We start from the raw sequence: 17,569 nt of genomic DNA, 5'->3' as shown, positions 1-17,569 counted from the left end.
TTATTAAATGTTAAATATCCAATTATGCAAGGTGGTATGGCGTGGATCGGTACTTCTGAATTAGCTGCTGCTGTATCCAATGCTGGTGGATTAGGTGTTATTGGTGCTGGTCATATGCCACCAGATGCGTTGAGAAATGAAATAAAAAAGGCGAAATCATTTACGAATAAACCTTTTGGTGTCAATATCATGTTAATGTCTCCATTTGTAAAAGAGGTTATGGCAGTCGTGATTGAGGAAAAAATACCAGTTGTTACAACTGGTGCTGGAAATCCAGGGGAATATATTCCTGCTTTGAAGGAAATCGGCAGTAAAGTAATTCCTGTGGTAGCTTCTGTTGCTTTAGCAAAACGCTTGGCTCGTACTGGTGTCGATGCTGTTATCGCTGAAGGTATGGAAAGCGGCGGACATATTGGTGAAATTACTACAATGGCATTGGTTCCGCAAATTGTGGATGCAGTAGATATTCCCGTAATTGCTGCTGGAGGAATTGGTGACTCGCGCGGAATCGTGGCTGCTTTTGCATTAGGTGCACAAGGGGTACAAATTGGTTCGCGTTTCGTTGCTTCAGAAGAATGCATTGCGCATGAAAATTATAAAAAAGCTGTTTTAAAGGCGAAGGATCGTTCTACGGTAATTACAGGTGTTTCAACTGGACATCCGGTTCGTGTAATTGCAAATAAATTGACTCGGGAGTATTTAGAATTAGAGAAAAAAGGAACGCCGGTAGAAGAATTAGAAAAATTAGGCGCAGGTAAATTGCATCTTGCAACTCATAAGGGTGATATAGAAAACGGTTCAATTATGATTGGACAAATTTCTGGTCTGTTAAATGAAATTAAATCGGTGGATACAATTATGCAAGAATTGGTAAACGGAATACCTTCTGTGATGCGTGGTATTCAGAATATCTGTAAATAAGGTTTAGTTAGGAGTTGTAAAATGAGTAAAATTGCTTTTGTTTTTCCAGGCCAAGGTTCACAAACGATTGGTATGGGACAAGAATTATTTGAAAAGTATGATATAGCTAAAGATCTTTTTAAAAAAGCAGATGATGTTCTGGGATTTTCTATTAAAGATATGTGTTTTAATGGTCCGGAAGAGGAGCTGCGAAAGACATTTAATACGCAGCCAGCTATTCTAACAGTAAGTGTAATCTGTCATGAGATATTGAAAGAAGCTGGAGTTGTTCCGGAAATTGTTGCTGGGCACAGTCTTGGTGAATATTCTGCATTAGTTGCTGCTGGAGCATTAAATTTCGAAGATGCGGTACATTTGGTTAGACAACGGGGAACTTTTATGCAAGAGGCAGTTCCAATTGGTCAAGGCGGAATGGCTGCAATTTTAGGGCTAGAAAGAACAATTATCATTGATATTTGTAATGAACTTATGCAAACTGGTGAAGCAGTACAAGCGGTTAACTTTAATTGCCCAGGGCAAGTTGTAATTGCTGGGACAACAAAAGGCGTTGAACAAGCATGCCAATTATTGAAAGAGGCAGGAGCTAGAAAAACTGTTATATTACCAGTAAGTGCTCCGTTTCATAGTAGCTTAATGAAACCTGCTTCTGAAAAATTAGCCTTAGAATTAGATAAAATTACATTACGTGATGCATCTATTCCTGTTGTTGCAAATGTGACAGGGAAAATATTAACTAAGGCAAATGCGATTAAAGAAAGTTTGATTGAACAAGCGGCAAGTCCTGTGAAATGGGAGGATTGTGTTGCTGAAATGCAAAAATTTGGAGCAAATTTATTTGTTGAAGTTGGACCAGGGAAGGTTTTAAATGGTTTTAATAAAAAAATAGATAAGTCGCTTATCAATTTTAACGTTGAAAACATCGAATCTTTAGAAAAAACTCTTGATTATTTCGGGGAGGTTCGTTAAAATGCTTTTAGACGGAAAGATTGCTCTTGTTACAGGAGCATCAAGAGGCATTGGTCGTTCTATTGCTCTTAAATTAGCAGAATCTGGGGCAAACGTAATTGTAAATTATGCAGGTAATGTAAAAGCGGCAGAAGAAGTCGTAAGTATGATTATTGAAAATGGTGGAAAAGCTATGCTTGTCCAAGCTGATGTAGCGGATGCGGAAGCTGTTGATACAATGGTTAAAGATATTCATGCTTTACATGGAAAAATTGATATTTTAGTTAATAATGCAGGTATTACACGTGATAATTTGCTTATGCGTATGAAGGAACATGATTGGGATGATGTGATAAATACCAATTTGAAAGGTATTTATAATTGCACAAAAGCCGTTTCAAAAATCATGATGAAACAAAAATATGGCAGAATTGTAAATATGACGTCTGTGGTTGGTCTGACAGGGAATGCTGGACAGGCTAATTATGCTGCTGCCAAAGCTGGAGTTATTGGTTTTTCTAAATCGATGGCAAAAGAATTGGCTTCACGTGGAATTACAGTCAATGCCGTTGCACCTGGTTTTATCGATACTGATATGACCGCAGTATTGTCAGAACAAGTTAAATCAGAGTTGGTGTCGAGAATTCCTTTAGGTAAGCTTGGAATTGCGAATGACGTAGCGAATGCTGTTATGTTCTTCGTTTCTGATGAAGCATCTTACATTACTGGACAGACATTAAATGTTGATGGCGGTATGGTGATGTAAAAATAAGTGTTTGTTTTTTGGGAGGAGGTGAAGATTGTGTCGACTTTTGAAAAAGTTAGAGAGATTGTAGTAGAACAACTTGGTGTTGAAGCTGATGATGTTTCTATTGATTCTACATTTATTGACGATTTAGGAGCAGATTCTCTTGATATTGTTGAATTAATTATGGCTTTTGAAGAGGAATTCGGTGTTGAAATCCCTGATGAAGTAGCTGAAAAAATTAAAACGGTAAAAGATACTGTGACCTACATAGACCAAAACAAATAAGTTTAAGTCTTACTGTACTGAAAGTCCCGTAAATTTTTGCGGGGCTTTCTAAAGGTAATGCGTATTGATTGGAGGAGTTATTCTTGAAACTTCCAGAACTAAAAATTGGTACAAAGGTTGCAACGGTACCTATTATTCAAGGTGGTATGGCCATACGTTTATCGACAGCGCGTTTAGCTGCTGCTGTTGCAGAATCTGGTGGTATTGGACTTATTGCTGCATCTGGTATGACAATGGATGAATTACGACACGAAATAAAATTGGCGCGATCATTGACCAAGGGGATTATTGGTATAAATGCTATGGTTGCGGCAAGGAAATTTAGTGATTTAGTTAAAACTGCTATTAGTGAAGGCATTGATTTAGTTGTAGCTGGAGCTGGTTTTTCTCGTGATATGTTCGGATTAGGTAAAGAGTCTAATACACCTATCGTACCTATTGTCTCATCTGTAAAATTAGCTAAAATATCACAAGCGCTTGGAGCGTCAGCAGTAATTGTTGAAGGAAAAGAAGCTGGTGGTCATTTAGGGACAGACCAATCAGTAAAATCGTTAATTCCCGGAATTAGAGAGGCTGTAAAAATTCCCGTAATTGCTGCAGGCGGTGTGATGTCAGGCAGTGATATTGTAGAACTTATAAATCTTGGAGCGAATGGTGTGCAAATGGGTACACGGTTTGCAGCTAGTGAAGAATCTAATGCAGCTCCAGCTTTAAAAGAATTTTATCTAAAAGCAAAAGCTGAAGATGTTGTTGTAATAAATAGTCCTGTAGGGCTTCCGGGTCGTGCAGTACGTAATCCTTTTGCTGAGAAAATAATAGAAGGTAATTCGCCAATTGATTCATGTGATGCATGCCTAAAACATTGCAAACAGAATTTCTGTATCATTAAGGCATTAATTCGTGCGCAACAGGGTGATGTGGAAAATGGATTGGTATTCACTGGCGAATACATTCATAAGATAAAAGAAATATTACCTGTTAAAGAAATATTTGCGAGGCTTCAAGCCGAAGTTGAAGCAATAAATTAGGTGAGGTGCTTTGTTTGAAAAATAGAGTAGTGATTACAGGAATGGGTGCAATTACACCTGTTGGCATAGGCAAAGATGCATTTTGGAATGCTCTTTTAGAAGGTAAGTCTGGCATTGATAATATTACACGTTTTAATGCGAGTGAATATACTGCGCAAGTCGCGGGAGAAGTTCATGATTTTGATCCCACAGAATATATCGATAAAAAAGAATCAAAAAGAATGGATCGTTGTACACAATTTGCAGTAGCTGCTACAAAATTAGCATTTGAAGATGCTAAAATCGATCTAGAAAAAGAAGATCGTGATCGTATTGGTGTTATTATTGGGACTGGCATTGGTGGTATTGAAACACTACATAGTCAATACACTACACTTTTTGATAAAGGTCCAGGTCGTGTTAGCCCATTTTTTATTCCAATGATGATTGGGAATATGGCAGCAGGTCAAACCTCAATTGTGTTCAATTTAAATGGTCCAAGTAGTTGTGTTGTAACAGCATGTGCTACTGGAACGAATTCTATTGGCGATGCTTTTAGGCTTATTCAGTATGGAGAAGCCGATGTAATGGTAGCGGGAGGGACGGAAGCATGTATTTCTCCGGCGGCTGTGGCAGGGTTCTGTGCAATGAAAGCACTATGTACTGACTTTAACGATGCGCCTCAAAAAGCTTCTAGACCATTTGATAAAAATCGAAGTGGTTTTGTCATGGGTGAAGGCTCAGGAATTGTTATTTTAGAAAGTTTAGAACATGCATTAAAACGTGGCGCACACATATATGCAGAATTGGCAGGCTATGCAACCAATTCCGATGCGTATCATATTACATCACCTTCACCAGGTGGAGTTCAAGCTTCGAAGTGTATGGAAAAAGCATTAAAAGATGCTAACTTGCATACAGATTGTGTTGATTATATTAACGCACACGGTACATCTACGCATTTAAATGATTTGACTGAAACGGCTGCTATTAAGTCATCGTTTGGTAAGCATGCATATGATTTGGCCATTAGCTCTATTAAATCTATGACTGGGCATTTACTTGGTGCTGCTGGAGGAATAGAATGTATTGCTACTGCACTAACTATTGAGAATAACATTATACCGCCGACAATTAATTATACTGAGCCTGATGAAGATTTAGACTTAGATTATGTGCCTAACCAAGCGCGTGAAAAAGAAGTCAATGTCGCTTTGTCAAACTCACTTGGTTTTGGCGGTCATAATGCATGTATAATTTTAAAGAAATACGTTAAATAAGATGAGCTTACAAAAACGTTTAGGAAAAGATAGAGAAGTAGATTTAATAGAAGTATCTAAAGGTTTGGGTGTTTCTTTTACTAATTTGAATCTACTCCATCAAGCGCTTACGCATACTTCTTATGCGAATGAAGCTAAGAAAGCACATATTCTTCATAACGAGCGACTTGAATTTTTAGGCGATGCTGTGCTTGAATTGGTCATTAGCAATTATTTATTTCGGCATTTTATGGAACTTCCGGAAGGCGAGTTAACAAAAGCGAGAGCGGCTATTGTGTGTGAAGCAACTTTGGCAAAACGAGCAGCAAGTTTAAATGTTGGTAGATATCTTTTATTTGGCAAGGGTGAATTAGCCACAGGAGGCAGAGAGCGAACTTCTATATTGGCAGATGCTTTCGAAGCAATTATTGGGGCTATTTATTTAGATCATGGGATTGATGCAGTGACGAATTTTATACTGGCGCAATTGCATGATGATTTGCTAAGCATAAAAAACGGAAGCTATATCAAAGATTATAAAACTTTATTACAAGAAGTTATTCAGAAAAATAGTGATAATAAAATTAGCTATGAGATTATTTCCGAAAGTGGACCAGATCATAATAAGGTTTTTCATATTGCTGTTCTTATAAATGATGAGAGACTAGGAAGCGGATTTGGAAAGAGTAAAAAGGAAGCTGAACAAAGTGCAGCAAAACAGGCATTAATGAAAATGAATAAATTAAATAGTTAAAAATGGGTGACTTAAGGTCATCCATTTTTGTTATGAGGTTGTTATGAAAAATTATATTATTCCTATTTTTATTCCTCATTATGGTTGTCAGCATCAATGTATATTTTGCAATCAATATAAAATAACCGGAATGCAGACCAATGTTACGGCAAATTTTGTTCAAGAGACAATTCAAAATCATTTAAATAAAATTAATCAAGAACGCAATATAGAGGTTGCTTTTTATGGTGGAAGTTTTACAGCGTTAAGTATAAAAAAACAGAAGGAATTATTAAGTCCTGCCTATGAATTTTTTAAGAAGAAGAAAATAGATGGAGTTAGAGTTTCTACAAGGCCTGATTGTATAAATGAAGAAATTCTTGTAAATCTCTTAAAATATGGTGTTCGCATTGTTGAATTAGGTGTGCAGTCGTTGGATGATCAAGTTTTATCTAATGCACAAAGAGGACATACGAGAGAAGCAGTTTATAAAGCGATAGATTGTATAAAGCGAATGAATTTACAATTTGGGATTCAATTAATGCCAGGATTGCCTGAAGATAATTTGTCTAAAATTATGTCAACGACTTATGAAGTGATACATTTAAAACCTAATTTTGTAAGAATTTATCCTACTTTAGTTTTGGCAAAAACGCAATTAGCTGTATTATTTTATAAAAAAGAATATAAGCCGTTGACTTTAGAAACTGCAGTTAAATATTGCGCAATAATGAAAGCGCTCTTTGAGAAAAATAATATTCCGGTTATTCGGGTTGGGCTTCAGGCAACTGAAGCATTAAATGATGATGAAGTACGAATAGCAGGTCCGTATCACCCTGCTTTTGGTGAAATGGTTGATATGTATTTGTTTTATATTACAGTTTCCAACCTTTTTGAGCTTTTATATATTAAAAATAAAAAAATCATTTTGCATCATCATCCTAAGGATACTTCTAAAATACGTGGAATGAAAAATGAAAATCAAAAAAAATGGTATGCTATGTTTCACCCCAAATCAATTATATTCAAGCAAGACCTAAATAGAATTGATCGAATTGTAGTAGAGTATGAAGAAAAAAAATATACTTTAGACGTAAATTCAATTTAGGCATATAGTTTCAATTTGGAAAGGATAACGTCCTTTTATAATTTCTATATTACTTAGTTCATATAATTTAGTGTATAATTGTATAAAATGGCTAAATTTTATAGGTTGGTGAATATGTTTGCAATTACTTAAATTAGAAGCATATGGCTTTAAATCCTTTGCAGATAAGTTGGAAATTGAGTTTAATAAAGGCATTACTGCGATTGTAGGGCCTAATGGTAGTGGGAAAAGTAATATTACGGATGCTATAAAATGGGTCTTGGGAGAGCAAAATGTTAGAAATTTACGTGGATCGAAGACTGAAGATATTATTTTTTCCGGCGGTAGTAAACGAAGAGCATTGGGTGTTGCAGAAGTTTCTTTAACTTTCGATAATTCAGATGGCGAGTTATCGCTTGATTTTAAAGAAATTGTTGTAACGCGAAGAATTTTTCGTTCAGGAGAAAGTGAATATTATATAAATAAAGCGCAATGCAGATTGAAGGATATTCATGAATTATTTGCCGATACTGGCTTGGGCAAAGATGCTTTAAGTGTTATCAGTCAAAATAGGATTGATCAAGTATTAAATAGTAAGCCCGAAGAGCGGAGATTTCTATTTGAAGAAGCGGCAGGAATTACAAAATATCGCAATCGAAAACGTGAATCGCTTCGAAAATTGGAAGATACAGAACAAAATATTTTAAGGGTTTCTGATATCGTTTCAGAAGTAGAAAATCAATTAGGCCCTTTAGCGGAAAGTGCTAAAAAAACAGAGAAATTTAATGAACTTAATGATAAATTTCGTGTTTCAAAAATAACTGTATTAATGAATAATTTTGATAAGTATAAGAACTTTTTTCATGATAGTAAAAAACAGAAAAATATTGTGATTCAAGATGAGCAAATGGTAAATACAGAATTAAATTTACAAGAAGTAGCGAGAGAACAATTAAATAATGAACTTATTGAAGTAGAAAAATCATTAAATTTGTTAATAGAAAAGAACAATGAACTGGTTGGAAAAATAGAGAAAAATCAGAGTAACATTACAGTTTACCAAGAAAGAATAAAACAAAGTGAGGAAAGTAGTTTTCGCGTAAAAAACGAAATGAAAACTGTTGATCAAAAGCGTACAGATGCTCAGGTTAAATTGACAAAAACACAGGCGTCTTTAGTCTGTTTACAAGAACAAGAAATTAAATTAGAAACTTTTTCCGAAGAACAGAGGAAGATTGAACAAATATTAAGTGTGAAAATTAAAAATACTGAAGATCAAATTACTAAAATAAAGGAAGAATCGTTAGAACAAGTTAAAAATCTTGTGAGTGAAAAAAATAAGTGTATTGTTTTACAAAGAGATATTGATAAGTTGAAAAATATGATTTCTTCTTTGGAGCGTGAAAAAGTATCTTGTGATTTGCAAATAGAAAGAGATGTATCTGGGGTTAATGAATTGAAATATAAATTAGATACGATTTCTTTAGAAATTCAAAAAAGTGATACCATAAGAACAGAATTAACACTAAAAGCACAAGAATATACGAAACAACTTGATTTTCTTAATGCGGAAGTAAATAGGTGCATACAAGCTTTAAATGAATCTAAAACCAGAGTACAATTTCTAACTGGAATGCAAAAGGAATATGAAGGGTTTGGAAGAGCAACAAAAGCCATTCTTAAAGGAAATAATCCATGGAACGTAGGTATTTGTGGAGCCGTTGCAGAGGTTATTTCCGTCCCTGAAAATTATGTTATTGCTATAGAAATTGCTCTTGGCGGTAATTTGCAAAACATTATTGCTGAAAATGATTCGATTGCTAAAGAAGCTATTGCATATTTAAGAAAAGAAAAACTAGGGCGCGTTACTTTTTTCCCATTGAATACAATCGTAAATGGGGCCAAAATTCAGCGAGACAATAGTTTTAAAGATATGGGTGGATTCATTGATTATGCAGATCGGCTTGTTGACTGCGATATTAAATATCGAAAAATAATTGAATTTTTACTTGCACGAACAATTGTTGTCACCAATATTGATGTTGCCCTTAAATTAGCACGTAGACAAAATTTTAAAGTGAGAATTGTAACTTTAGAAGGAGAGGTAGTGAATCCTGGTGGATCTATGACGGGTGGAAGCATTCAGAGGCGAGAAGCGAGTTTTCTAAACAGATCAAGCGAAATAGAAAATGTACAGCGTGCAATTATTTCATTAGAGCAAAAAATGAAAGATTATCAGCCGCAGCAGAAAAAAATAGAAGAGCAATTAAAGGTGTATCAAAAAAGAATTCTTGAAATTGATAATAGTAAGCAGCAATATAAGGTAGAACAAGCTGAGCTTAGAGTTCATGTAGAAAATTATCAATTAGAATCAGACCGTAATAAAAACTTACTGAGTAGGTTATGTGAGCAATTAAATGCGTATGAGATAGAACTTGATAAAATTGAAGCAGATAAGTTACATACACAAGAGTCTATAGCTAAACTTGAGATGCTAGATTTTACGCAAAAAACAGATGATGAAAATGCGACAATGACATTAAAAGAACTTAAAGAAGAAAAAAATAAAATTATGGAGAGCTTAGTTGATACGAGAATAAAAAGTAAGATGTTGCAACAGGAAATTATTCAAAATCAGGAAATGAGTAAAATGTTGGATTTGGAATTAGAGCAATATCAACAAAATTCTATTAATTTACAAAATGAACTGGATAGGGTAGAGAATACGTTACGTACTATAAAAAAAGAATTAGTGGAATTGAATACTTGTAATTTTAGACTTAAAGAAATAAAAGCGATAGCAGAAAAAGATTATAATAATTTTCATTCAATCAAGTTAGAGAAATTAGCAAAAATACAAGAAAATGATAAGCTAATTAAAGAGATACGAAAAAAGCATAATGAAATACAAAATAGAATGCATCAAATTGATATTTTATATACAAAATATCAATTTGAAATGAATCATTGCGTTGAACAATTAGAAAAAAATTATGAAGTATCAATTGAAGAAGCAACTGCGTTAAAAACAGACGAAAAAAATGATATTTTAGGTAAGCAAATTAAAGATCTGGAAATCCAGATAAATGCGCTGGGAAGTGTCAACCCAAATGCAATTCAAGAATATGAGATTTTGAATGAAAGATATCATTTCATGAAAAAACAAATTGACGATTTAGTTATTGCGAAGGACTACTTAAATGGTATTATAAAAGAGATTGATATAACAATGTCAAAGCAATTTCTGAATGCCTTTGAAAAAATTAATACGTTTTTTGGGCATATTTTTAGTAATTTATTTGGGGGCGGACAAGCTAGATTAGAACTATCGAATACGGATAAAAGTGTTCTTGAAGCAGGAATTGAAATTATTGTACAGCCTCCTGAAAAGAAATCGCAAAGTTTATCTGTTTTATCTGGTGGAGAAAGAGCGTTAACAGTAATTGCACTTTTATTTTCCTTTTTAAGTTTTAAGCCAGCTCCTTTTACCGTTGTTGACGAGATTGATGCACCATTAGATGAGGCAAATGTTGATCGATTTGGTTCTTTTTTAAAAGACTTTTCAAAGCAGACGCAATTTATTGTTGTGACGCATCGAAAAGGAACGATGCAAGTCGCTGATGTTATGCATGGTGTTACTGTGGAAGATTCAGGTGTTTCAAAAGTTATTTCTGTAAAGTTAGAAGATGAAATAATTTAATTCATATTGGGGGAATCGTTATGGGTTTTTTTGATAAATTGAAAAAAGGTTTAGCGAATACGAGACAAAGTTTTACTGAAAAAATTGAACAAATTGTTATTGGCTATGCCAAAATTGATGATGAATTTTTAGATGATTTAGAAGAAGCTTTAATTATGGCTGATGTTGGCGTAAAAACATCTACACGTTTAATGGAAGAAATTCGTAAAGGGATTAGAAATAAAGAAATAAAAGAGCCGGGAGACTTAAAGCCATTTCTACAAGAGAAAATTACTGCAATTTTAAATGAAGGTGAAGATACAAGTATAATGGCGGAAAATCCACCTACTGTAATTGAGGTTGTTGGCGTAAATGGAGTTGGTAAGACGACAACAATTGGTAAATTGGGCAATTATTATAGAGAACAAGGAAAAACTGTAATGCTGGCAGCTGCTGATACATTTAGAGCAGCTGCAATTGATCAATTAGAAATATGGGGAGAAAGAATTCAGGCTGATCTAATCAAACATTCAGAGGGTTCTGATCCGGCAGCCGTTGCATTTGATGCAGTAAAAGCTGCAAAAGCAAGAAAGGTCGACGTATTGATTATTGATACTGCGGGACGGCTACACACGAAATTTAATCTTATGGAAGAATTAAAGAAAATTAGTCGGGTAATTCAAAAAGAAATTCCAGAGGCTCCACATGAAACACTTTTAGTATTAGATGCTACAACAGGACAAAATGCTATTAATCAAGCCGAACTTTTTTCAAAAGCCGCACCAGTTTCTGGAGTTGTTTTAACTAAATTGGATGGAACAGCAAAAGGTGGAGTTGTTATTGGGATTAAATCAGAATTGAATATGCCTGTCAAGTGGATTGGTGTTGGTGAAGGGATAAATGATCTTCGTCCATTTCATGCAGACGAGTTTGCAAAAGCATTATTTGATGACAAGTAAAATAACTTGACATTGCAAAAAAGATTGTATATAATACATAAGTCAAGTGAATTACCTTGTCAGGTAATTATGGCAATAGACAATGATAGGTGGTTCATTATGTTGGATAAGTTATTAAAAATCAGCATTTTATTTGATTTTTATGGCGCATTACTTACAGAGAAACAACAGCGTTGTCTTGAAATGCATTTTTTACATGATTTATCTTTATCAGAAATTGCTGATCAATTTAGTGTTTCACGACAGGCAATTTATGATATTATTCATAGAGCAGAACAAGTGTTGACATCATATGAAGAAAAACTTAAGTTGGTAGAGCGGTATCAACAAGAACAACATGAAATAAAGGCAATTTATGATGTAATTGAACATTTGCCGGAAAACTCATCTGAAAGAGCAGATATAAAGGCTGTTTTAATAAAACTTTCCAAATTAATTGGTAAAATTGAGGAGGTATAACATGATTTTTGAAGGTTTAGCCGATAAGCTACAGAAAACTTTCAAAAAGTTGCGTGGACATGGTAAATTAACAGAAGCTGATGTTAATGAAGCCATGCGTGAAGTTCGTATGGCGTTACTGGAGGCCGATGTTAACTTCAAGGTTGTAAAAGATTTCATTGCTAAGGTAAAAGAACGAGCGATTGGACAAGAAGTCTTGGAAACGCTTACTCCTGCGCAAGTTGTTATAAAGATTGTAAATGATGAATTAACCACATTAATGGGAGGTACGCAAAGTCGTATTAATATTTCATCAAGACCCCCTACAATTATTATGTTGGTGGGATTACAAGGTGCTGGTAAAACGACTTCGGTAGGCAAGTTAGCATTGTCGTTAAAGAAACAGAATAAAAGACCTTTACTTGTAGCAGCAGATATTTATCGTCCGGCAGCGATAAAACAATTACAAGTATTAGGGCAACAATTGGATTTACCTGTTTTCTCTATGCCTGAAGGTACCAATCCGGTAATGATTGCAGAAAAGGCCGTAGAGCAAGCTGTTTCACATGCCAATGATATTGTGATTATTGATACAGCTGGTCGTTTGCATATTAATGAAGAATTAATGCAAGAACTAAAGCTAATTAAGCAAGGTGTAAAGCCACATGAAATTTTACTGGTTGTAGATGCTATGACTGGGCAGGATGCGGTGAACGTTGCAGAAAGTTTTAATCAAGACCTTGGTCTTGATGGGGTTATATTAACCAAGCTAGATGGTGATGCGCGAGGCGGTGCTGCACTTTCTGTAAAAGCAGTTACTGGATGTCCTATAAAGTTTGTTGGGATGGGTGAAAAGTTAGAGGCATTAGAAGCTTTTCATCCTGATCGGATGGCTTCTCGAATCTTAGGCATGGGTGATGTGTTGAGCTTGATTGAAAAGGCTCAATCTACATTCGATTTAGAACAAGCGCAAGCAATGGAAAAGAAATTTCGTAAAGATGATTTTACATTGGATGACTTTCTTGTACAAATGCAGCAAGTCAGAAAACTTGGTTCTATGGAACAAATTTTAAGTATGATTCCAGGTATGGGCAATTTAAAGAAAAAACTTGGAGATGTCGAATTTAATGAAAAAGACCTCAAACATATTGAGGCGATTATCTATTCAATGACACCTAAAGAACGTCGTGATATCAATATTATTAATGGTAGTAGGCGTAAACGTATTGCATTAGGTAGTGGCACAAGAGTGCAAGATGTTAATAAATTATTAAAACAGTTTGCTGAAACGAAAAAAATGATTAAGAAAATGAAAGGTCTACAGAAAAACGGCAAAGGATTAGGCGGTTTTAAGTTACCTTTTATGAAATAAATTTATTTGATTTGTAAAGGAGGTGAATATTTTATGGCAGTTAAAATTCGTTTAAATCGAATGGGGGCAAAAAAGAACCCTTTTTATCGTGTGGTTGTAGCTGATTCTCGTTCTCCGCGTGATGGACGTTTTATTGAGATTTTAGGACATTATGATTCTACAAAAGAACCTGCTGTTATCAAAATTGATGAAGAAAAGGCGCTTGAGTGGATGAGTAAAGGTGCTCAGCCTACAGATACTGTTAAATCTTTATTTAGCAAGCAAGGCATAATGGCTAAATGGGATGAAGTAAAGCGCACTAAGAAAGAGGCGTAATAAACGATGAAAGAAATTGTTGAAGTTATCGCCAAGGCATTAGTACAAAATCCAGAACAAGTTGTTGTAAAAGAAATAGAAAGTAACAATGTTACGATTTGTGAATTACATGTTGCTCCGGATGACATGGGAAAAGTAATTGGTAAGCAAGGTCGTATTGCGAAAGCTTTACGTACGGTTGTGAAAGCAGCTTCTACCCGTGAAAATAAAAAAGTAACAGTTGAAATTATTTAAATTATGCGGCAAAAAATCCTCCATCTTATCAGTGGGGGATATTGCCGCTACTTGTTTATCATAAAGAAAAATGTAAAGAAAATAGAGGTGTTGATAAAGATGGAAAGTATGACACTAAAATGCCCAATTACAATTAAAGCTAAGGTTACAGAAGCTTTAAAAAAACAGTTGGAGCACGAAATTCAAGAAAATATTAAAAAAGCTGATCTTGAATTACAGCAGATTGAGTTTCATGCGAAACGGATCATGGCTGAACAAGCAAAACAAGATGCACAGGGATTAGTGGCATTAAGACAGCAAATTGAAGGTGAGAAACAAAAAAGACTTGAATTTAAAAATCATTTATTAGAAAAGTTAAAAGAGACTGCTCAATTAGAAATTGGTTCGGAAATTGTTCAAGGAACATTGGAACGTATTATTGAAGTTAAAGTTGGCGATGAATTACCACAGTTATTAAATGCTGAAATTCTTTTAGAAGATGGTAAAGTATTGGCTTTCCGTAGTTAGTGATGATGAAAGAAAAAATTATTATTGGTAAAATAGGTGCCCCGCACGGTGTGCGGGGTGAAGTGCGTATTGTTCCACTCACTGATTTTCCGGATCGATTTCAATCCTTAAAGAATGTATTTGTAGATGAGCAGACTTGTATTGAGATTGAAAATGTTAAATATAGTAACCAATTTGTAATCTTGAAATTTAAGGGGATTGACACTCGGGAGGCGATCGAACCTTTTAAAGGTAAGCTTCTAAAGGTTGATCGCAAGGATGTTCCTCCACTTAATGATGGTGAATATTATAGCTTTGATATTATTGGTTTGGAAGTTTACAATGAAAAGAATGAGTGTCTCGGTCAAATTGGGCAAATTTTAAAAACGGGAAGTAATGATGTTTATATAGTAAATCATCAGGGGAGACAGATATTAATTCCTGCATTAAAAAAAGTTATCAAAAATATAGATGTGCAAGCTGGTAAAATAGATGTTGTTTTACAAGAAGAGATGGAATAATTATGCGTATTGATATAGTTTCTTTATTCCCGGATATGTTTCAAGGCCCCTTTGGTCAAAGTATGATTAAAAGAGCAGTTGATGGTAGGATTTTAGATATTAATATCGTAAATCCGCGTGAGTTTGCATACGATAAACATCAAATGGTTGATGATTATCCTTTTGGTGGTGGGGAAGGAATGGTGTTAAAACCTGAGCCTATCTTTCGTGCTGTTGAACATGTAAAAACAATTACCAATATTTCTAAAAAGCGGACTTTATTAATGTGTCCAAGTGGAAAGACCTTTTCACAAAAAAAAGCAAAATCATTAGCTGCATATGAACAATTAATTTTTGTTTGTGGTCATTATGAAGGATTCGATGCTAGGATTTCAACCCACTTGGTGGATGAAGCAATCTCGATTGGCGATTATGTTTTGACCGGTGGAGAGCTAGCAGCAATGGTTATTATTGATGCAGTAGCAAGGATGCTTCCAGGTGTTCTTGGCTCTTCAAAGTCTGCAACGACAGATTCTTTTTATAATGGCTTATTAGAATATCCGCAATATACCAGACCGCGTGAATTTAATGGATGGAATGTTCCAGATATTTTATTATCAGGAGATCATGGGAAAATTGAAAAATGGCGGCAAAAGGAATCTTTAAAAAATACATGGATTCATAGACCGGATTTACTTGAGTCGATAGAGCTTAGTGACATGCAGAAAAAATTATTAGAACAAATAAAATCGGAACTTGGAGGTGAATAATATGCCGACTGTATATATTGGGTTAGTACATTATCCGATTTATAATAAACACGATCAAATCGTAACGACAGCTTTGACTAATTTTGATATTCATGATATTGCTAGAAGTGCACGTACCTATAATATAAAACAGTATTTTATTATTCATCCTATAGAGAAGCAACAAGAAATTGCAAATGACATAATTGAATATTGGCAAACTGGTTATGGCGGGCAACACCATTCAGATCGTAAAGAAGCTTTTCAAATTTTAAATTTAGTAAAAAACATAGAAGACGCTGTGAAAGAGATTGAAAAAAAAGAAAAAAAGAAACCGATTATCGTTACAACAGATGCTCGAATTTACCCTAATACAATTTCTTATTCTGACTTGAGAGCGGAAATAGAAGGTGAGCAAAGGCCATACCTTATTTTATTTGGTACAGGATGGGGAATTCAAAACGAAGTCATGCGTAAGTTTGATTATATTCTTGAACCGATTTACGGTCCTGGTGATTATAATCATTTACCTGTTAGAGCGGCAGTGGCAATTATATTGGATCGGTTGCTTGGTGAAAAATGGTGGATTTCGTAGTTTATATAGAAATATAAAATTTGAATTTTTAATACAAGTATGATATAATTTTAAAATGTATGTGGGCGGTCCTCTGAGTAAATTATTTGCCATGAACGTCTCAACTAAGGAGGAAAAATATACTTATGAACATTATTCAAGCTTTAGAACAAGAACAACTTCGTACAGACATTCCTGAATTTATTCCTGGCGATACTGTACGCGTACATGTAAAAGTTGTCGAAGGTAATCGCGAACGTATTCAGATGTTTGAAGGAGTAGTAATTGCTCGTCAAAGCGGCGGAGTTCGTGAAACCTTTACTGTAAGACGTATTTCTTATGGTATAGGTGTTGAACGTACTTTCCCAGTACATTCTCCTAGACTTGAAAAAATTGAAGTTGCACGCAGAGGGATTGTACGTCGTGCAAAACTTTATTATCTTCGTAACCTTACTGGTAAAGCTGCTCGTATTAAAGAAAGACGTTAGTAGAGCGCGCAATAGGGACTGTTTCAGTCCCTATTCTTTATTTAAGTGGGAGGATATCAAATGAGCAAAGAATCTCTTGGAGAAGAAATAAAAGATTGGGTGATATCAATCCTTGTTGCGGTTGTATTAGCCTTTTTTATTCGTTATTTTATTGTTGAATTATATTTAGTTGAAGGACCATCTATGCGTCCAACTTTGGTTAGTCAAGAACGTTTAGTCGTTAATAAATTTATTTATCGTTTTAAAGCACCTGAAAAAGGTGAGGTTTTAGTTTTTCGTTATCCGAAAGATCCGAGCAGAGATTTTATAAAAAGAGTAATTGCAGTTCCTGGGGATACGATTGAAATCAAAGACGGAAGAGTTTTCGTAAACCAACAATTATTAAATGAGTCTTATATTCTTGATAAAACGAAAGGTTCATATCCATTATCCACAGTACCGGAAGGACATATTTTTGTTATGGGTGATAATAGAAATAATTCAGAAGATAGTCGTTTTAAAGATGTTGGTTTTGTTCCATATAATTTGATTAAGGGAAAGGCAATGATGGTTTTTTGGCCATTTGATCATTTAAAAACATTGCCATAAAGCTTTAGATTATGTTGGCTCTATAATAATTGTTGTGGTCTTAATTTTGATTGAGATTACAGCATTTATTATAGAGCCTTTTTAATGAAATTTTCAGGATTGGTACATAATACTGTATTGATATTGAAAGTTTATTGTTAAAAATATATTAGCTATAGTAGTGACTAAACGTACATTATTGCAGTTTATAAAATAAGCTATT

Annotated in this window: 20 protein-coding genes; all 20 read left to right on the top strand. The window is 34.5% G+C overall.

Translation table 11 applies throughout. The features are described 5' to 3' along the window. The first annotated feature begins 24 nt into the window (after positions 1 to 24). The 20 genes from fabK to lepB all read left to right on the top strand — a co-directional run bounded on the left by fabK (position 25) and on the right by lepB (position 17,367). Positions 25 to 921, top strand: coding sequence for an enoyl-[acyl-carrier-protein] reductase FabK (gene fabK / locus BN6559_RS01490; RefSeq protein WP_456060942.1), 897 nt, complete (start codon positions 25 to 27; stop codon positions 919 to 921). Between the two features lie 21 nt (positions 922 to 942). Next, positions 943 to 1,887 carry an ACP S-malonyltransferase gene (gene fabD, locus BN6559_RS01485; RefSeq protein ID WP_110953101.1) on the top strand — a complete coding sequence of 315 codons (945 nt, stop codon included), beginning with the start codon at positions 943 to 945 and terminating at the stop codon, positions 1,885 to 1,887. Between the two features lies 1 nt (position 1,888). Next, positions 1,889 to 2,632, top strand: coding sequence for a 3-oxoacyl-[acyl-carrier-protein] reductase (fabG, locus tag BN6559_RS01480; RefSeq protein WP_110953100.1), 744 nt, complete (start codon positions 1,889 to 1,891; stop codon positions 2,630 to 2,632). A 36-nt stretch (positions 2,633 to 2,668) separates the two neighbouring features. After that, positions 2,669 to 2,899, top strand: coding sequence for an acyl carrier protein (locus BN6559_RS01475; protein WP_110953099.1), 231 nt, complete (start codon positions 2,669 to 2,671; stop codon positions 2,897 to 2,899). An 83-nt stretch (positions 2,900 to 2,982) separates the two neighbouring features. Further along, the gene (locus tag BN6559_RS01470; protein ID WP_110953098.1) at positions 2,983 to 3,927 is read left to right on the top strand and encodes an NAD(P)H-dependent flavin oxidoreductase; all 945 of its coding nucleotides are present in this window, start codon (positions 2,983 to 2,985) and stop codon (positions 3,925 to 3,927) included. A gap of 14 nt (positions 3,928 to 3,941) precedes the next feature. Beyond that, a complete protein-coding gene (fabF, locus tag BN6559_RS01465) occupies positions 3,942 to 5,186 on the top strand; it encodes a beta-ketoacyl-ACP synthase II (protein ID WP_110953097.1) in 1,245 nt (414 codons plus the stop codon). 1 nt (position 5,187) lies between these two features. Beyond that, positions 5,188 to 5,919, top strand: coding sequence for a ribonuclease III (gene rnc, locus BN6559_RS01460; RefSeq protein ID WP_110953096.1), 732 nt, complete (start codon positions 5,188 to 5,190; stop codon positions 5,917 to 5,919). A 43-nt stretch (positions 5,920 to 5,962) separates the two neighbouring features. Beyond that, entirely contained in the window at positions 5,963 to 7,006 is a 1,044-nt protein-coding gene (locus tag BN6559_RS01455) for an elongator complex protein 3 (RefSeq protein WP_110953095.1), read from the top strand. A gap of 118 nt (positions 7,007 to 7,124) precedes the next feature. Next, positions 7,125 to 10,685: a chromosome segregation protein SMC gene (gene smc / locus BN6559_RS01450; protein WP_199883670.1), complete on the top strand. Its 3,561-nt coding sequence runs from the start codon at positions 7,125 to 7,127 to the stop codon at positions 10,683 to 10,685. A gap of 20 nt (positions 10,686 to 10,705) precedes the next feature. Then, positions 10,706 to 11,623, top strand: a complete 918-nt coding sequence (gene ftsY, locus BN6559_RS01445) for a signal recognition particle-docking protein FtsY (RefSeq protein WP_110953093.1) — start codon at positions 10,706 to 10,708, stop codon at positions 11,621 to 11,623. Between the two features lie 99 nt (positions 11,624 to 11,722). Beyond that, positions 11,723 to 12,082, top strand: coding sequence for a YlxM family DNA-binding protein (gene ylxM, locus BN6559_RS01440; protein WP_110953092.1), 360 nt, complete (start codon positions 11,723 to 11,725; stop codon positions 12,080 to 12,082). A 1-nt stretch (position 12,083) separates the two neighbouring features. Beyond that, the gene (ffh, locus tag BN6559_RS01435; RefSeq protein ID WP_110953091.1) at positions 12,084 to 13,433 is read left to right on the top strand and encodes a signal recognition particle protein; all 1,350 of its coding nucleotides are present in this window, start codon (positions 12,084 to 12,086) and stop codon (positions 13,431 to 13,433) included. 33 nt (positions 13,434 to 13,466) lie between these two features. Continuing rightward, positions 13,467 to 13,748: a 30S ribosomal protein S16 gene (gene rpsP, locus BN6559_RS01430; RefSeq protein WP_110953090.1), complete on the top strand. Its 282-nt coding sequence runs from the start codon at positions 13,467 to 13,469 to the stop codon at positions 13,746 to 13,748. A 6-nt stretch (positions 13,749 to 13,754) separates the two neighbouring features. Further along, a complete protein-coding gene (locus BN6559_RS01425; protein ID WP_110953089.1) occupies positions 13,755 to 13,982 on the top strand; it encodes a KH domain-containing protein in 228 nt (75 codons plus the stop codon). 99 nt (positions 13,983 to 14,081) lie between these two features. Then, positions 14,082 to 14,489: a YlqD family protein gene (locus BN6559_RS01420; protein WP_110953088.1), complete on the top strand. Its 408-nt coding sequence runs from the start codon at positions 14,082 to 14,084 to the stop codon at positions 14,487 to 14,489. 2 nt (positions 14,490 to 14,491) lie between these two features. After that, positions 14,492 to 14,989 (top strand): ribosome maturation factor RimM, encoded by a 498-nt coding sequence (gene rimM / locus BN6559_RS01415; protein ID WP_199883669.1) that lies wholly within the window; start codon positions 14,492 to 14,494, stop codon positions 14,987 to 14,989. 2 nt (positions 14,990 to 14,991) lie between these two features. Beyond that, a complete protein-coding gene (trmD, locus tag BN6559_RS01410) occupies positions 14,992 to 15,738 on the top strand; it encodes a tRNA (guanosine(37)-N1)-methyltransferase TrmD (protein WP_110953087.1) in 747 nt (248 codons plus the stop codon). A gap of 1 nt (position 15,739) precedes the next feature. After that, the gene (locus BN6559_RS01405; protein ID WP_110953086.1) at positions 15,740 to 16,312 is read left to right on the top strand and encodes an RNA methyltransferase; all 573 of its coding nucleotides are present in this window, start codon (positions 15,740 to 15,742) and stop codon (positions 16,310 to 16,312) included. A gap of 125 nt (positions 16,313 to 16,437) precedes the next feature. Then, positions 16,438 to 16,779: a 50S ribosomal protein L19 gene (gene rplS, locus BN6559_RS01400; protein WP_110953085.1), complete on the top strand. Its 342-nt coding sequence runs from the start codon at positions 16,438 to 16,440 to the stop codon at positions 16,777 to 16,779. A 60-nt stretch (positions 16,780 to 16,839) separates the two neighbouring features. Next, positions 16,840 to 17,367 carry a signal peptidase I gene (gene lepB, locus BN6559_RS01395; RefSeq protein WP_110953084.1) on the top strand — a complete coding sequence of 176 codons (528 nt, stop codon included), beginning with the start codon at positions 16,840 to 16,842 and terminating at the stop codon, positions 17,365 to 17,367. The last annotated feature ends 202 nt before the right edge of the window (positions 17,368 to 17,569 follow it).

The sequence above is a fragment of the Massilibacillus massiliensis genome, from assembly GCF_900086705.1.
In the GTDB taxonomy this organism is placed as follows: Bacteria; Bacillota; Negativicutes; order FLKF01; family FLKF01; genus Massilibacillus; species Massilibacillus massiliensis.
The sequence above is the reverse complement of the archived record's forward strand: the minus strand, read 5'-3'. Positions and strand labels throughout refer to the sequence as shown.

Bases quoted from the DNA above. Each gene is read 5' to 3' on its own strand.
- rpsP (WP_110953090.1), top strand. From the start codon at position 13,467: ATGGCAGTTAAAATTCGTTTAAATCGAATGGGGGCAAAAAAGAACCCT.
- BN6559_RS01405 (WP_110953086.1), top strand. From the start codon at position 15,740: ATGCCGACTGTATATATTGGGTTAGTACATTATCCGATTTATAATAAA.
- ylxM (WP_110953092.1), top strand. From the start codon at position 11,723: ATGTTGGATAAGTTATTAAAAATCAGCATTTTATTTGATTTTTATGGC.
- rimM (WP_199883669.1), top strand. From the start codon at position 14,492: ATGATGAAAGAAAAAATTATTATTGGTAAAATAGGTGCCCCGCACGGT.
- BN6559_RS01455 (WP_110953095.1), top strand. From the start codon at position 5,963: ATGAAAAATTATATTATTCCTATTTTTATTCCTCATTATGGTTGTCAG.
- BN6559_RS01420 (WP_110953088.1), top strand. From the start codon at position 14,082: ATGGAAAGTATGACACTAAAATGCCCAATTACAATTAAAGCTAAGGTT.
- fabD (WP_110953101.1), top strand. From the start codon at position 943: ATGAGTAAAATTGCTTTTGTTTTTCCAGGCCAAGGTTCACAAACGATT.
- BN6559_RS01425 (WP_110953089.1), top strand. From the start codon at position 13,755: ATGAAAGAAATTGTTGAAGTTATCGCCAAGGCATTAGTACAAAATCCA.
- fabG (WP_110953100.1), top strand. From the start codon at position 1,889: ATGCTTTTAGACGGAAAGATTGCTCTTGTTACAGGAGCATCAAGAGGC.
- rnc (WP_110953096.1), top strand. From the start codon at position 5,188: ATGAGCTTACAAAAACGTTTAGGAAAAGATAGAGAAGTAGATTTAATA.
- lepB (WP_110953084.1), top strand. From the start codon at position 16,840: ATGAGCAAAGAATCTCTTGGAGAAGAAATAAAAGATTGGGTGATATCA.
- ffh (WP_110953091.1), top strand. From the start codon at position 12,084: ATGATTTTTGAAGGTTTAGCCGATAAGCTACAGAAAACTTTCAAAAAG.
- trmD (WP_110953087.1), top strand. From the start codon at position 14,992: ATGCGTATTGATATAGTTTCTTTATTCCCGGATATGTTTCAAGGCCCC.
- ftsY (WP_110953093.1), top strand. From the start codon at position 10,706: ATGGGTTTTTTTGATAAATTGAAAAAAGGTTTAGCGAATACGAGACAA.
- fabK (WP_456060942.1), top strand. From the start codon at position 25: ATGCAAGGTGGTATGGCGTGGATCGGTACTTCTGAATTAGCTGCTGCT.
- rplS (WP_110953085.1), top strand. From the start codon at position 16,438: ATGAACATTATTCAAGCTTTAGAACAAGAACAACTTCGTACAGACATT.